Origin of the sequence: Pseudomonas sp. B10, from assembly GCF_900156235.1 — a bacterium.
Classification (GTDB): Bacteria; Pseudomonadota; Gammaproteobacteria; order Pseudomonadales; family Pseudomonadaceae; genus Aquipseudomonas; species Aquipseudomonas siliginis.
Genome location: NZ_LT707063.1, coordinates 3,671,668 through 3,686,005 on the forward strand (window position 1 = coordinate 3,671,668; position 14,338 = coordinate 3,686,005).

Below are 14,338 nucleotides of genomic sequence, written 5' to 3' on the forward strand. Positions count from 1 at the left end.
TTTGAAGTGCTTACTGACTAAGCCGGACTGCCTGCGAAAACCCGCCAAAAATAATCACGCCGCACGTTCCAGGGTCACCCACCAGCGGGTGCGATAACGCAATTGCACCGGCAGCGTCTGCGGCAGGACCGCCAGCAGCCTGTCGGTGTCCTCCAGACGGAACACCCCAGAAAGGCGCAGGTCTGCGATCTCCGCCGAACAATTGAGATAACCCGGGCGATAACGGCCGACTTCAGCGAGGAAGTCACCCAGCCGCATATTGCGCGTGACAATCAAACCGTCGAGCCAGGCGCCCGCATCCATATCCGGCGTCGGCGCTGCGCGCAAACCGCTTTGATCGACCAGAAAACTCTGCCCGGCGAGTGCTTCGAGGGAAAGACCGCCAGCGCGAACCAACACCCGGCCACGAGTAACGCTGAGCCGCGTGCACTGTTCTTCCTGACGCAAAATGAAACGCGCATCGACCGGCGCATAACTGCCGTGGCGATTCTGTATGCGCAGCGGTCGATCGGTCGCCGCGCCCTCGTCAGAGCCGCCGCAGGTAACGATGATCTCGCCACGGGTCAGTTTGATCAGGCGCTGCTGCGCGGTGTAATCCAGGTCTACGGCGCTGGCGGTGTTGAGTTCGATCCGCGTGCCGTCGGGTAACTGGAAACCGCGCCGTTCGCCGGTCGCCGTCGCGTAGTCGGCGCTCCATTGCTGCCAAGCGGCGCTGTCCCTGGCCAGCCACGCGGCGGAGCCCATCAACAGCGCGCCCGACAACAACTTCAAAGCCTGGCGTCGGCCCAGCCCCTGCGCACTGTTTTCCAAGGTGTTGAAAGCGACCTGCGCACCCGGCACGGCGCGCAAACTGGAGCTCAATTCGGCTTGCAGCGACTGCACCCGCTGCCAGGCGATTTCATGTTCGTGATGCTCGGCGCGCCACTGCTCGCATTGGCGAGTCAGCCGCGAATTGCCGTGGGTGTTGCGCAGCCGCAGTAGCCAGTGAATCGCTTGCTTGACCACCTGTTGGCGCGGTTCGACGCGGCGACCGAGTGAGAGGTTATCCACAGGCATCAGCTTTCATACCGCAACACATAGCAGTGATACAGCGCATCGGCGACGTAGCGTTCCACAGAACGTACCGACACGCCCAACTGCTCGGCGATCTGTTTGTGAGTCAAACCTTCGCACTGCGCCAGGAGAAACGCCTGACGCACTTTCGGCTTCAGTCCTTCGAGCATGCGCGCAATGCTTTCCAGCAGCTCCAGCACCAACGCGCGCGATTCGGCGTCAGGTACTTCGCCTTCAGGCATGTGAGCAATGGTCTCCAGATAGGCCCGCTCGATTTCCTCGCGGCGCCAATGATCGATCACCAGGCCGCGCGCGATGGTTCGCAAGAAAGCTCGGGGCGCTTTCAGTTCGAGGCGTTCGGTGCGTTGCAGCAGGCGCAGGAAGGTGTCCTGAGCCAGATCCGCTGCATCCGCTGCGTTGCCCAGCCGCGCGCGCAGCCAAGCGTTGAGCCAGCCGTGATGACTACCGTAAAGCGCCTGTACGACCAACTCAGGTGAAGACATGACCACGCCAGCCCGAACGTCACAAATGATAATTAATCGCATTGTCATCAAGGGTTACAGATTTTGCAACTGTCGCGCCCATGTCGATGCGAAAAATTCCCTCGCAGCCGCTCTGGCACGCCGTTCGGCGGGAATCCTGCACAAACCCCGCCCATTTCTCACGCGCCCCTAAGATTTCTCCGCCGTTGGCCGACAGACTGGTGAGAAATGCGTGCACCAAAGTAGAGCGGCCAGAAGAACGCTGCCTGCGCTGTACATGGAATGTTGCAACCGGAACGCATCCCCACTTTTGGCATAAGAAGTCCCATGAAATGAATCTCAAGTTCAGCCATAAAATCCTCCTGGCCGCTTCGGGCGTCGTCGTCCTGGCGTTCGCGCTGTTCACGCTCTACAACGATTACTTGCAGCGAAACACCATTCGCCAGAACCTGCAGTCCTCCGTGCAACAGGCCGGTGACCTGACCGCCAGCAGCGTGCAGAACTGGATGAGCGGGCGCATTCTGGTGCTGGAAAACCTCGCGCAGAACGTTGCCCATCAAGGCAGGAATGCCGACCTCCCCGGTCTTGTCGATCAACCGGCCTTCACGTCGAACTTTCAGTTCACTTATGTCGGGCAGGCCAACGGTGTCTTCACCCAGCGCCCCGATGCGAAGATGCCGGACGGTTACGATCCGCGTCAGCGGCCTTGGTACAAGCAGGCCGTGGCCGCCGATAAAACCATGCTGACCCCGCCGTACATGGCGGCCGTCGGTGGCCTGGTGGTGACCATCGCCATGCCGGTGAAAAAGGACGGTGAATTGCTCGGTGTGGTCGGTGGTGACCTGAGCCTGGAAACTCTGGTGAAGATCATCAACTCGGTGGACTTCGGTGGCCTCGGCCATGCGTTTCTGGTCAGTGCCGACGGTCAGGTGATCGTCAGCCCGGACAAAGATCAGGTAATGAAAAACCTCAAGGACATCTACCCGAACACCAGCGTGCGCATCGAGAAGGGCAACCAGAACGTCGTGCTCAACGGCCAGGAACGCATTCTCTCGTTCACCCCGGTCAGCGATCTGCCGAATGCGCAGTGGTACATCGGTCTGTCGATCGATCGCGACAAGGCCTACGCCGCACTCAGCCAATTCCGCACCTCGGCGTTGATCGCCATGTTTGTCGCGGTCGCGGCGATTGCGTTGCTGTTGAGCCTGTTGATCAACGTGTTGATGCGTCCACTGACCACTATGGGCCGCGCGATGAAAGACATTGCCCAGGGCGAGGGCGATCTGACCCGGCGTCTGCTGGTCGAGAGCAAAGACGAGTTCGGTGAACTGGGCAGCGCGTTCAACCAGTTCGTTGAACGGATTCACGCATCGATTTCCGAAGTGTCGTCGGCGACCCGTCACGTACATGACCTGTCGCAACGGGTGATGGCTTCGTCCAACGCTTCGATCGTCGGTTCCGACGAGCAAAGTGCGCGCACCAACAGCGTCGCGGCGGCGATCAATCAGCTGGGCGCCGCCACTCAGGAGATCGCGCGCAACGCGGCGGATGCTTCGCAGCACGCCAGCGGCGCCAGCGAGCAAGCTGACGACGGTCGTCAGGTGGTCGAGCAAACCATTCAGGCGATGACCGAGCTGTCGCAGAAGATCAGCCTGTCGTGCACGCAGATCGAAACCCTGAACGCCAGCACCGATAACATTGGCCACATTCTCGATGTGATCAAAGGCATCTCGCAGCAGACCAACCTGCTGGCGCTCAACGCTGCCATCGAGGCCGCGCGTGCCGGTGAAGCCGGGCGCGGTTTTGCCGTGGTTGCCGATGAGGTGCGCAACCTTGCGCATCGCACTCAGGAATCGGCGGAAGAGATCCACAAGATGATCACCTCGCTGCAGGTCGGCTCGCGCGAAGCGGTGAGCACGATGAACGCCAGTCAGGCGTCCAGCGAGCAAAGCGTGGAAGTGGCGAATCAGGCCGGTCTGCGCCTGGTCAGCGTGACCCAGCGCATCGGCGAAATCGATGGTATGAACCAGTCGGTGGCCGCTGCGACTGAAGAGCAGACTGCGGTGGTGGAAACCCTCAACGTCGACGTCAACCAGATCAACCTGTTGAACCAGCAGAGCGTGGCCAACCTCAATGAAACGTTGAAGGATTGTGATGCGTTGTCGCAGCAGGCCAATCGCCTGAAGCAATTGGTCGACAGTTTCAAGATCTGATTCATAGATCGCAGACCGCGTTATCGTTCTTCGCGAGCAGGCTCGCTCCCACAAATTGACCGCATTCCTACAGCAGGAATGCAATCAAAATGTGGGAGCGAGCCTGCTCGCGAAAGCGGTCTGACAATCACCGCAAAGCCGAAGCCTTAGACAAACAGCTTCAGCACATTGCCCATCGCATCATCGGCAAACCCCTGCACAAAATCCTTGAACCCCGGCAACGCCTCTTCCCCACCGGAAGCGGGTTCGGCAATGATCGTCCAGGTCGCCCGCGACTTCCCTGCGCTCAGCGATTCCACTTGCATCGCCGCCCACAGGTTCGCCACCCCCAACGTGTTGTAAATCGTCGTCCAGGTCATGCGCCGCGCCTGTTCATCGCGCGAGTTGAGTTGTTCGACCACGACGTTGCCGTCCTTGAAGATTTTCTTGCGCAGCGAAGACACGCCTTCGCCGGTCATTTCGGTGTGCGCCAGCGCTGGAATGAATCGTTCGAAGCCTGCGAAATCGCCAACGACCGCCCATACCTGTGCCGCGTCCGCCGGCACTTCCACCGACGACACAACGTGGCAGCCTTGCGGGTTTTTGATCAGGGTGTCGGGTTGCAGATTGATCATGGTGTTGCTCCTTGTGGATGAGTCAGATGAAGTTGATTTCTTTCAGGTAGTCGCAGCCGCGACGCAGCAACGCCGGGGATTTCTGTGGGTAGTGCGCGCCCATCTGCCGCACGCCGGCCTCGGCGTTGGCGTGGCCGATCAGGGAGATGTCGCCGATGTCTTCTTCGAAGCCGTTGAGGTAGAAACCGAGCACGCCGAACAGCGCGTTGTCGGCGTCGACCCGACTCAGTTGCTGTTGCCAATCGGCGACGCTGACCAGCGCAAACTCGCTGCCGGTTTCGCGGAACGAAGCGACGTAGGCATCCCAGCTCAGCGGCTCGGGATTGTGCAGATTGAACACCGCGCGATCCGCTGAATAACGGCTGGCATGAAAGGCGATGAAGCGGGCGAGAAAGTCCACCGGCATCAGGTCGAAATTCAGCGCAAACGCCGGCACCTGACCGAGCTGGATCGAGCCTTTGAGCATCAGCATCAAACGGTTTTTATGCGGCTGGCAAACGCCGCTGAGGCTGTTGAAACTGATGTTGCCAGGGCGATAAAGATTGACCCGTACACCACGCTCGCGCGCCCGTTCGAGGATGCGTTCGCCGACCCATTTCGACAGGTTGTAGCCGTTGCGAATATAGATTGGCGGCGTCGCGGCGGCGGGCAGTTCCAGAACTCGACCGGCGTCATCCACGGTGCTGGATGCCGATAGCGTCGAGACAAAGTTGAAGACCTTTTTGCGCTGCCCTTCGCACAGCTTCAGCAGGGCAAATATCGGCTCGACGTTATCCGCCGCCAGGGACTCGTAATCGAGCACGTGGTTGACGTTCGCGGCGTTGTGCACCAGTGCGCCGAACTCGCGATCCAGGCGCTGATAATCCTCATCGCCCAGGCCCAGTTGCGGGCGACTGATATCAGCTGCGTAAACCCGCACACGGCTCAGGTCGAGGTGCTCCAGACGGTTTTCGCGCAGTGCCTCAGCGAAGCGTTGCGTCGCCGTTTGACCGGCGCTATCACGCACCAGACAGGCCACTTCGCTGGCGCCCCAACCGAGCAGCGCTTCGACGATGTGCACGCCGACAAAACTGTTCGCACCGGTGACGATGACCTTGTGCACATCGCCCATGCGGCTGATCGGCAGCGGTTCGATATCCAGCGCGCGCTCGGCGTCGGCCATGGCCTGAGCGCTGAGCACGGCGCTGTCATCGATGCCGCGCACCAGCGTCGCCAGTTTGCTGATAGTGGGCAGTTCGATGAAGCGATTGATCGAAATGCTTCGGCCGAATTCCTCACGCAAGCGCAGCAACATCCGCGACAGCAGAATCGAATGACCGCCGAGATTGAAGAAGCTTTCGTCAGTGGAAATGTCGCTGGTCGGCAGTTCCAGCAGTTCGGCCCAGACCTCAAGAAGCAGCGCTTCGTCAGCGTTGACCGGCAGGCATTTCGCAGCGCTGTCCTGCACCGTCACCGGCAATGCCAACAGCGCCTTGCGATCGACTTTGCCGTTACTGGCGAACGGCATCTGCGCCAGTTCGGTCCACGCTCCCGGTTGCATGTAGTCCGGCAGAAACTGCCGGGCGTGAGCCTTCAATGCGTCGCGGGCAGTCTCGGTCTGTGGCTGGGCGATAAACGCCAGAATGCGCCGCTGACTGTCGATGACCACGGCGATCTGCCGATACAAGCGGCTCTCGCGCAGGCAGCGCTCGATCTCTTCCGGCTCTACGCGAAAGCCACGGATTTTCACCTGATTGTCGCGCCGCCCGCACAGCTCGATACCGTGCTCGCCCCACTTGGCCATGTCGCCGCTGCGGTAGGCGCGCAGGGTTTCGCCGCCGGGCAGTGACAGGCTCAGATAACGCTCGGCGGTCTGCTGCGGATTGTTCAGGTAACCGAGGCAGACACCAGGGCCGACGATGAACAGCTCACCGACGGTTTGATCAGGCACCGGTTGCAGATCGTCGTCGAGAATCAGCACCCGACTGTTGGCGATCGGCCCTCCCAGCGTGCGGTTGCTGTCGCCCGGTTTGAGCTGGCGCGCGGTGATCAGCACGGTGGCTTCGGTCGGGCCATACAGGTTGTGCAGGGTGCCTTGGCGGGTCAGTTGCTCGATGACGTACGGCTCGCAGACATCACCGCCGGTCATCACCTGCACGCCCTCCAGTTGTTCCAGCGGCAGGATGCTCAACAGCGCCGGCGGCAGGAAGGCGTGGGTCAGTTGCCGCCGACGAATCAGCGCAACCAGCTGCAAAGGATCGCGGCGCTGGGTGTCGTCGGGCACGATCAGTTCCGCCCCTGCGAGCAGGCTGGGGAAGATGTCGATCAGCGAAGAATCGAAGCTAAGCGAAGAGAACTGCAACACCCGACTCTCGGCGTGCAGCTGCACGTAGTCGGCGTACCACGCGGTGAAGTGGGCGAGATTGGCCTGGCTGAGCAGCACGCCTTTCGGATGCCCAGTGGTGCCCGAGGTGTAGAGCGCCATGCACGGCGCATCAAGTTCCGGGCGGTGCTGCATCAGCGGCCGGGCGAGATCGGCGTTCGGCGCTTCGATGCCACTGACATCCAGCCCCGCTATCGACTCGCTGAGCGCCTGTTGTCCATCGTGAAGCAACAGCACCGCGCCGGCGTTTTCCAGGATGTATTGCTGACGCGGCAATGGATGGCTCGGCTCCAGTGGCAAGTACACCGCGCCGCTGCCGAGAATCGCCAGAATCGAGGCGAACAGTGCCGGGCTTTTGCCTTGGCAGACAGCGACCACCCACGGCTGCGGATGTTGCTCGAGCAACGGCAGCAGGCGCTGTTGAATCGCGCGGCTGTGGGCGTGCAGCTGCTCGTAGCTGATGGTCTTCCCGCCGACATGCAGCGCCGGTCGTTCGGCATGCTCGATCAGGCTTTGCTGCAGACGCTCGATCAGCGGGATTTGCGCCTGCTCCAGCAGCGCCGGGTTTGCCGTGTCATTGAGACAGTGGACGTACGCCAGTTTGTCGAGAAACAGTAGATCTTCCAGCCGTTCGAAATCCGGCGCTTTGAGGGCCGGGGCATGCCTCAAATAATCGGCATCGCGGGAAAAGCGGCTGACCAGCAACGCCACTTCATCGACCACATGGGCGAGCGCTCGTTGGCTGAGAGACTGACCGTTGCCGGACGGCTCATCGCCGATCGGTACGCGGCGGATCAGCGACGAGCCGAGGAAGCACAGCAAGTCGAGGGTCGGCAGGCCGCCATGGTCTTGCGCGGCGATACCCAGGCGCAGGTGCAGATGCGGGATCGCGCAGAAGTCGCCGGCAGCGATAAAGCCATCGTCGATGATCAGATCCACCGCCGTTTGAGCCACGCCGCTGCGGGTCACAGCATGGCCATGCTGCTCGAGCTCCCGAGCCAGATCGGTCATGGCCTGGCTGGCGCCGGTGAGCAAAATGTCGAGACGTTTCATGTCGGCCTCCTCAAGCCAGATAGTCGCGCAGGGCGTGCTGCACGCACGGTGTGGCGAGCAGCGAGCTGTTGTGGAAAAACCTGATGATGTTGCCCACCAACGGGTGGTGGCGATTGATCGGGAAGGCCAGTCCGGCGATTTCGTCGCGCAGTGAATGTCGAGTGGTTTCGCTGACCGTCAGCGCATCGATCAGGCGCAAATCGAAGGACTTCTGGATGTCGTTGGTCAGGTAATGGCCGATGAACACCGGGAGAATCTGCGCGATGGTTTCGCGGTCCGCGTCGCTGGCGGTGTGCCAATAGATGCGCACCATCCGCGCCCAGAAACTCGAGTGGCGACCCTCGTCGAGCAAGTGGTCAGCCATCAGGCCCTTGATCGACGGCTTGACCGAATCGTCGCGGGCGAACGCGGCGACATCGCCGGTCACGGTGTTTTCGGCGATCGCCACGCAGATCAATTCCACCGCGCTGCGCAGGTGGTCCGGCGCCAGCGCAACAGCGGCGGGAATCGCCCGGCTCAGCTCGATTTCATCGGGCAATTGAATCGGCTCGATACCGGTCAGCGCGACCGTTTGCTGCATGAAGTCCATGGCCACCAGCGCGTGGTAATCCTCATCGACCACCACGGTCATCGCGTCGTAGCGACAGGCGAACGGGAACGCCACGGCAAAGCGATTCTTGGCAATGCTGCGGGCGGTCTTGTCGACGATTTCAGTCTCGAAAATCACTACGTCGTTGATGAATTTGTACAACGTCTGCACCAGGGCAAAATCACGTTGTTGCGGGCATTCACGCAGGAAGGTTTCGCTGAGCACCAGCGGCTGGCGGCTGAGCGGGTAGATCAGGCGCTGATCGTCTTCCAGCAGCCGCCGCGGGCGGGTGCGGATGGTCGCGCGGCTTTCCCAGGCCTCGGCGAAGGATTGATAGTCGGCAGCGTTCATTGGGCCACCTCGGCAACTTCCACGCCCATGCTCAGGCGCAGCCCGTCCCACAAGGCGATGCGGCTGTCCACGGCGGCGATGGCGCTGGCGTAAACCTCGGCTGCGCGCTGCGGATCGCCATCGACCAGACGCTCCAGCAGCTGTTCGGCGGCGGGGCCATGGTCTTCGGAGTCGACCTCGATATGCCGTTGCAGGTAGTAGCGAAAGGTCGGTGCCTGTTCGATGCCGATGCCCCAGTCATCGAGGATGCGCTGGAACATCGTCGGAATGACGCTCTCGCGACCATGCAGGAACGCGGCAGCGACACTGTGTCCCGGCGCCTCCAGGGCAATGCGCAAGGTATCGCGGACAAACTGCGCCGCCGCCGGGTCGACGTCGACGCTCTGCAACGCGACGTCATAACTCACACCTTCCTGCTGCAATGCGACGAAACGCTCTACCGCCGTGGTGCTCGCGCCGATTTCGCGCATCGCATCCAGGTACAACTCGAAGTGGCTGTAGTGGCCGGCATCGAGGCGATCGTCCGATTCCTCGCCCAGCACGATCTCGTTGATCAACCGAGCGGCGTGGGGATCGCGCGGCGGCAACCAGGGTAAACGCGTGCAGGTCAGTTCCTGTTGCAGGCGCTTGGTCAGCGACATGAAGTCCCATACGGCAAATACATGGGTTTCCATGAAACGGCGTAATACCGATAACGAAGTAATCTCGGAAAAAATCGGATGAATACTCAGTTCGGCTTTCTTCAAGGCGAGTTGCTGCTTAGTAGGCATCATGATGTCCTTTATCATTGATATGAAATGCACGGTTCTTTGCAATTGCTGTAAATGGTCGAGCAAGTTGGATAGGAACTTGTCCGGGCAATAGCTTGATTGCGCTGTAACGCAGTTGCGGCGCCACGGTTGCTGCATCTGCTGCGTGAGGTATGCCGCGCTGAACGGCGACGTTCAAACCTGGCGAGAGAAAAACTAATACAGGGCAAATACATTTAACAAGTTTATTTTCAATTATTTTAAATTGGCTGTTTTTTGAATATGAGAGTGGCCGATAAAACTTTCAGAGCAAGTTTTATTGGGGCGTAGTTACTCCTTTCGGCTAATAACGGCCAAAATCGATAACAAGAGTGAATGCCTCACTCGAAGCAACTTTTTAAACAAGGAAAGTTTATGAATTCAAAGGAGGCGAAAGTTGGCCGGGACCGGCGCCATGACTTCCTGTTTCCCGTGACAAGGCTCCTTCCGTAGGTTCCTGTTGCGGGGACTGTGCCGTCAGGGCGGCGCGTCCCCGTTCTGTAGGGGTGGCGCTGGAAGAGTGCGGGTAAATTGCCGTCAGGGCTATTACCGATTGGTCATCGGCACTGAGGACAACGTGTCCGCCAGGGCGAGGCGGGCAGCCGCGCGCGCGCCGATCCGCTGCCAGCGCTGGCAGCAGAGCGGTCGCGAAGATTTGTAAGGGGATTATTCGACGTACGAGATATCAGCGCGCGGTGTGGCGCTTCTGTGCGGCGGGAGTCGCGAGGTAGCGGGTGATGACCTCGACGCCACGGTTGAGGTGCTGCTCCAGCATTTCGAGCGAGCGCGGGATGTCGCGCTCGATCACGGCCTGGAGCATGGCGCGATGGTCATCCTGGGACAGCTTGCCCAGGCCCATGGCTTCCAGATTGAAACGCAGAAAACGTTCTTCTTCGTTCAGACCGTCTTCCACCAGACGCAGCAGTCGCTGATTGGGCGCCTTGCTGTACAGGGCCATGTGAAACAGACGGTTGAGGCGGCCGATTTCGTTGTAGTCGCGCTGCGTTTCCAGTTCTTCAATGTAGCCGGCGGCGAGTTGATGCTCGGCCTCAGTCAGCAGCGGAATGGACTGCCGCAATGCCTCGGATTCGAGCAAAATGCGCAACTCGTAGGTTTCAGCGGCATCGCCCTGGATCAGCGGTGCGACTACGGCGCCTTTGTGCGTGGTGACGCTGAGCAGCTCTTGCGCTTCGAGCTGACGCAAGGCTTCGCGCACCGGCATGCGGCTTACCCCGAACAGATCGGCCAGATCCTGCTGGCGCAGCGCAGTGCCACAGGGCAGGCGGCCATCGAGAATGGCCGAGCGTAGGGTTTCTTCAATCACCGACCGGGCCAGATGCGCAGGAATCGGTCCTTCGACTTTGATGCTGTGCAGCGGTTTGGGCTTCTGAGTCACGACAACACACCCTGTAGGTCGCAATATTTGGATCCAAATGACACTAGTGATTGCTCTACAGGTTGTCAAACCTTGTAAAACGTTGCGCGGCAATCTCAAGTCTAGCGTGTCTTCGATGATCTCACGGTGCCATTGTTTTTTGCCGGGCTAAGCTTCACCATCAAACGCTTCCTTTCTGTCCTTCTGGAAACCTGCAGTGGCGGTACGTTTCGCGATCCCTCGGACCTTGCGCTGGCTTGGCTGCGCATTGCTGCTGGCCGGCGTCATGCTGGGCGGCCTGCACGCCGATTGGGATTTTTCCGCGATCAGCCGCAAGGCCACGGCTCTTTATGGGCCACTGGGCGCGGGGCAGCAGCGCATCGACGCCTGGCAGAATCTGCTGGCGACGCAAAAGCAGGTCAGTGAGATGGACAAGCTCAAGGTGGTGAACCTGTTCTTCAACAAGCAGGTGCGTTACGTCGAAGACATCGATCTGTGGCGCGAAGTGGATTATTGGGAAACCCCGATCGAAGCGCTGTGGAAGGGCGCCGGCGACTGTGAAGACTATGCCATCGCCAAGTATTTCAGCCTGCGCCATCTCGGCGTTTCCAGTGACAAGCTGCGCATCACCTACGTCAAGGCGCTGCGGCAGAACCGCGCGCACATGGTGTTGACGTACTATGCGACCCCCGATGCCATGCCGCTGGTGCTTGACAGCCTGATCGATCCGATCCAGCCGGCGTCGCAGCGGACCGATTTGCTGCCGGTCTACTCTTTCAATGCCGAAGGCCTGTATCTGCCAGGCGCCAAGGGCAATAAAAAGGTGGGCGACACCAAACGCCTGTCGCGCTGGCAGGATGTGCTGAAAAAAATGCAGGCCGAAGGTTTTCCGGTCGAGACGACTAACTAGGAGCACGCGCTCAGATGTCTTTGTTCAAACAGCTGTTGATCGCTATCTGTCTGTTCCTGGTCGTGGCCTTCACCGGCAGCTTCATGGTCAGCCTGGAGAGCTCGCGGACCCAGTACGTCAACCAGTTGCGCTCCCACGCACAGGACGCGGCGACGGCGCTGGCGTTGTCGCTGACGCCGAATATCGACGACCCGGCGATGGTCGAGCTGCTGGTCAGTTCGATTTTCGACAGCGGTTATTACGCGAGCATCCGCGTGGTCGACGTGAAGACCGAGCAGACCATTGTCGAGCGCAGCGGTACCCCGGCGGTGAGCAATGTGCCGGACTGGTTCGTCAAACTGATCGGCCTCGAGCCGGCCGGTGGCGATGCGCTGGTCAGCCGTGGCTGGGAGCAGGCGGCGCGGGTCGAGGTGGTCAGCCATCCGATGTTCGCCGTGGCCAAGCTATGGCAGAGCGCACTGGGCAGCCTTGGCTGGTTGCTGATCTGCGGCGCATTGAGTGCGGTGCTCGGCGCGCTGTTGCTGCGTCGGCAGTTGAAGCCGCTCGATTACATGGTCCAGCAGTCCCATGCAATTGCCCGCCGCGAGTTTCTCAGCCTGCCGGATCTGCCGCGCACGCCTGAATTGCGTCGCGTAGTGCAGGCGATGAATCAGATGGTCGAGAAGCTCAAGACGCTGTTTCAGGAGCAGGCCGAGCGCAGTGAAAAACTGCGTACCGAGTCCTATCAGGACAACCTCACCGGCCTGGCCAACCGCCGCTATTTCGAGATGCAATTGAACAACCGCGTGAGCAATCCCGAGCAGGCCAGTTCCGGTTATCTGCTGCTGTTGCGGGTCAAGGACCTGGCCGGGCTCAACCAGCGTCTCGGCGGCCAGCGTACCGACCAGTTGCTCAAGGCCGTCGGCGAGCAACTGACCCGCGAGTGCGCCAGATATCCACAAACCCAGGACTTGGTCACGCGTATTCGCGGCGGTGAATTCGCCGTGCTGGCGCCGGGACTGGTGCGTGAGGAAGCGCTGCAACTGGCGCAGAATCTCGACAATGCCTTGAGCAGCCTGCATGCCACCGGCGCGACCGATGTGCCGGCGGTGGCTTCGATCGGGCTGGCGCCCTTCGCTCACGGCGACTCCCCGCAAGCGGTGCTGACACTGGGCGATCAGGCGCTCGCACAGGCCGAAGGGCAGGGCGAGCAGAATTGGGCGTGCATCGATCAGAGTCTGGTGGCGGAGGTCGGTGACGACCATCACGCTTGGCATCGACTGCTGGATCAGGCCTTGAGTCAGCAGCGTTTCGAGCTGTACTTCCAGCCCGTGGTCGCTGCGCAGGACACGCAACTGGTGCTGCATTACAAGGTGCTGTCGCGCTTGCTCGACGAGCAGGGTCAGACCATTCCCGCCGGGCGCTTTCTGCCGTGGCTGGAGCGCTTCGGCTGGACCGCGCGGCTCGATCGGCTGATGCTCGAACGCGTGCTCGAGCAGATGAAGGGGCACGAGGATTCGCTGGCGCTGAACCTGTCCTCGGCAACGCTGGCCGACCCGCAGGCGCTGAACAAAGTCTTCGAGATTCTGCGCGCGCATTCCAATCTCGGCGCACGCCTGACTCTGGAGATCGGCGAGGAGCAACTGCCTGAACAAGCGGTGCTGGAGCAGTTGACCCGACGCCTGCGCGAGCTTGGTTTCTCGCTGAGCCTGCAGCGCTTCGGCGGGCGCTTCAGCATGATCGGCAACCTGGCGCGCTTGGGTCTGGCGTATTTGAAGATCGATGGCAGCTACATTCGCGCGATCGATCAGGAGAGCGACAAGCGTCTGTTCATCGAAGCGATCCAGCGCGCGGCGCACAGCATCGATCTGCCGCTGATTGCCGAACGGGTCGAGACTGAAGGGGAGCTGTCAGTGATTCGCGAGATGGGCTTGTATGGCGTGCAGGGGCAGTTGCTCGGTGAGCCGAAGCCTTGGGGCCTGAACTGATCGTTCCCACGCTCTGCGTGGGAATGCAGCCCGTGACGCTCTGCGTCACAACGGTGACGGGCCGTGATAACTGAGTTGCGGTCGGAACGCGGAGCGTCCCTTGATGCATTCCCACGCGGAGCGTGGGAACGATCATTGTGGGAGCGAGCCTGCTCGCGAAAGGGCCAGTCCAGTCGGTGAAGATCCAGGATCAGATCAACCCGCCCTCATCCTCATCGATCAACTGGCTCAACCCGCCCAGCGCTTCACGTGCCTGGGTGCGGTCCATCAGTTTGGCCTGGGCCGCCGCCGGCAGGTCAGTGACGCGGATCACGCCTTTCTGGGTCAGCACCTGAATCAGGTCGTCGAGTACCCGAATCATTTCAAAGTCGCTCTGCTTGAGCTGTTTGAGGCTGTTTTCCACGGCTTCGTTGGCGTACCACGCCTGAATCTCATGGTTATCGGCGGGCAGCGTTTCCGTGGCCTCGGCGTATGCCGCAGCTTCCACGCGAATCAACTGGCCTTGCGCATCGCGTTGCACGTAAAACATTGAGCATCCCTCACAAATGAACAGCGTCATGCTGTCAGCAGCATAGCCAACT

The 14,338-nt window shown here is 60.6% G+C and carries 11 protein-coding genes and 1 pseudogene; 4 read left to right on the plus strand and 8 right to left on the minus strand.

What is annotated here, in order from left to right:
- Positions 1 to 54: 54 nt before the first annotated feature.
- Complete coding sequence (locus BXA01_RS16755; protein WP_076564904.1) at positions 55 to 1,056, minus strand: FecR domain-containing protein; 1,002 nt, start codon at positions 1,054 to 1,056, stop codon at positions 55 to 57.
- A complete protein-coding gene (locus BXA01_RS16760) occupies positions 1,056 to 1,556 on the minus strand; it encodes a sigma-70 family RNA polymerase sigma factor (RefSeq protein ID WP_076564906.1) in 501 nt (166 codons plus the stop codon). Before BXA01_RS16760 ends, BXA01_RS16755 begins: the two co-directional genes overlap by 1 nt.
- Positions 1,557 to 1,867: 311 nt before the next feature.
- On the opposite strand from BXA01_RS16760, the pseudogene BXA01_RS27715 reads away from it, so the two are divergent.
- Positions 1,868 to 2,845 (plus strand): annotated as a pseudogene (locus BXA01_RS27715) (cache domain-containing protein); the annotation flags it as partial.
- 117 nt (positions 2,846 to 2,962) lie between these two features.
- Positions 2,963 to 3,748, plus strand: a complete 786-nt coding sequence (locus tag BXA01_RS27720; RefSeq protein WP_370593577.1) for a methyl-accepting chemotaxis protein — start codon at positions 2,963 to 2,965, stop codon at positions 3,746 to 3,748.
- 146 nt (positions 3,749 to 3,894) lie between these two features.
- Here BXA01_RS27720 and BXA01_RS16770 read toward each other — a convergent pair whose 3' ends face one another.
- The 5 genes from BXA01_RS16770 to BXA01_RS16790 all read right to left on the minus strand — a co-directional run bounded on the left by BXA01_RS16770 (position 3,895) and on the right by BXA01_RS16790 (position 10,901).
- Entirely contained in the window at positions 3,895 to 4,362 is a 468-nt protein-coding gene (locus BXA01_RS16770) for an SRPBCC family protein (protein ID WP_076564908.1), read from the minus strand.
- A 22-nt stretch (positions 4,363 to 4,384) separates the two neighbouring features.
- Entirely contained in the window at positions 4,385 to 7,777 is a 3,393-nt protein-coding gene (locus BXA01_RS16775; protein ID WP_076564910.1) for a non-ribosomal peptide synthetase, read from the minus strand.
- A gap of 10 nt (positions 7,778 to 7,787) precedes the next feature.
- Complete coding sequence (locus BXA01_RS16780) at positions 7,788 to 8,717, minus strand: diiron oxygenase (protein WP_076564912.1); 930 nt, start codon at positions 8,715 to 8,717, stop codon at positions 7,788 to 7,790.
- A complete protein-coding gene (locus BXA01_RS16785; protein WP_073476741.1) occupies positions 8,714 to 9,490 on the minus strand; it encodes a DUF3050 domain-containing protein in 777 nt (258 codons plus the stop codon). The genes BXA01_RS16780 and BXA01_RS16785 overlap by 4 nt, the downstream gene beginning before the upstream one ends.
- 700 nt (positions 9,491 to 10,190) lie before the next feature.
- Complete coding sequence (locus BXA01_RS16790) at positions 10,191 to 10,901, minus strand: GntR family transcriptional regulator (RefSeq protein ID WP_041479716.1); 711 nt, start codon at positions 10,899 to 10,901, stop codon at positions 10,191 to 10,193.
- Between the two features lie 196 nt (positions 10,902 to 11,097).
- On the opposite strand from BXA01_RS16790, the gene lapG reads away from it, so the two are divergent.
- Positions 11,098 to 11,790 (plus strand): cysteine protease LapG, encoded by a 693-nt coding sequence (gene lapG, locus BXA01_RS16795; protein WP_024011112.1) that lies wholly within the window; start codon positions 11,098 to 11,100, stop codon positions 11,788 to 11,790.
- 14 nt (positions 11,791 to 11,804) lie between these two features.
- Entirely contained in the window at positions 11,805 to 13,757 is a 1,953-nt protein-coding gene (lapD, locus tag BXA01_RS16800) for a cyclic di-GMP receptor LapD (protein WP_076564913.1), read from the plus strand.
- 190 nt (positions 13,758 to 13,947) lie between these two features.
- Here the strand turns inward: lapD and BXA01_RS16805 are convergent, their stop codons facing one another.
- On the minus strand, positions 13,948 to 14,286 hold the full coding sequence (locus BXA01_RS16805) for a hypothetical protein (RefSeq protein ID WP_016772279.1): 339 nt from the start codon (positions 14,284 to 14,286) through the stop codon (positions 13,948 to 13,950).
- Positions 14,287 to 14,338: the final 52 nt, after the last annotated feature.

Coding starts and splice junctions, on each gene's coding strand:
- BXA01_RS16755 (WP_076564904.1), bottom strand. CDS start 1,056: ATGCCTGTGGATAACCTCTCACTCGGTCGCCGCGTCGAACCGCGCCAA.
- BXA01_RS16760 (WP_076564906.1), bottom strand. CDS start 1,556: ATGTCTTCACCTGAGTTGGTCGTACAGGCGCTTTACGGTAGTCATCAC.
- BXA01_RS27720 (WP_370593577.1), top strand. CDS start 2,963: ATGGCTTCGTCCAACGCTTCGATCGTCGGTTCCGACGAGCAAAGTGCG.
- BXA01_RS16770 (WP_076564908.1), bottom strand. CDS start 4,362: ATGATCAATCTGCAACCCGACACCCTGATCAAAAACCCGCAAGGCTGC.
- BXA01_RS16775 (WP_076564910.1), bottom strand. CDS start 7,777: ATGAAACGTCTCGACATTTTGCTCACCGGCGCCAGCCAGGCCATGACC.
- BXA01_RS16780 (WP_076564912.1), bottom strand. CDS start 8,717: ATGAACGCTGCCGACTATCAATCCTTCGCCGAGGCCTGGGAAAGCCGC.
- BXA01_RS16785 (WP_073476741.1), bottom strand. CDS start 9,490: ATGATGCCTACTAAGCAGCAACTCGCCTTGAAGAAAGCCGAACTGAGT.
- lapD (WP_076564913.1), top strand. CDS start 11,805: ATGTCTTTGTTCAAACAGCTGTTGATCGCTATCTGTCTGTTCCTGGTC.
- BXA01_RS16805 (WP_016772279.1), bottom strand. CDS start 14,286: ATGTTTTACGTGCAACGCGATGCGCAAGGCCAGTTGATTCGCGTGGAA.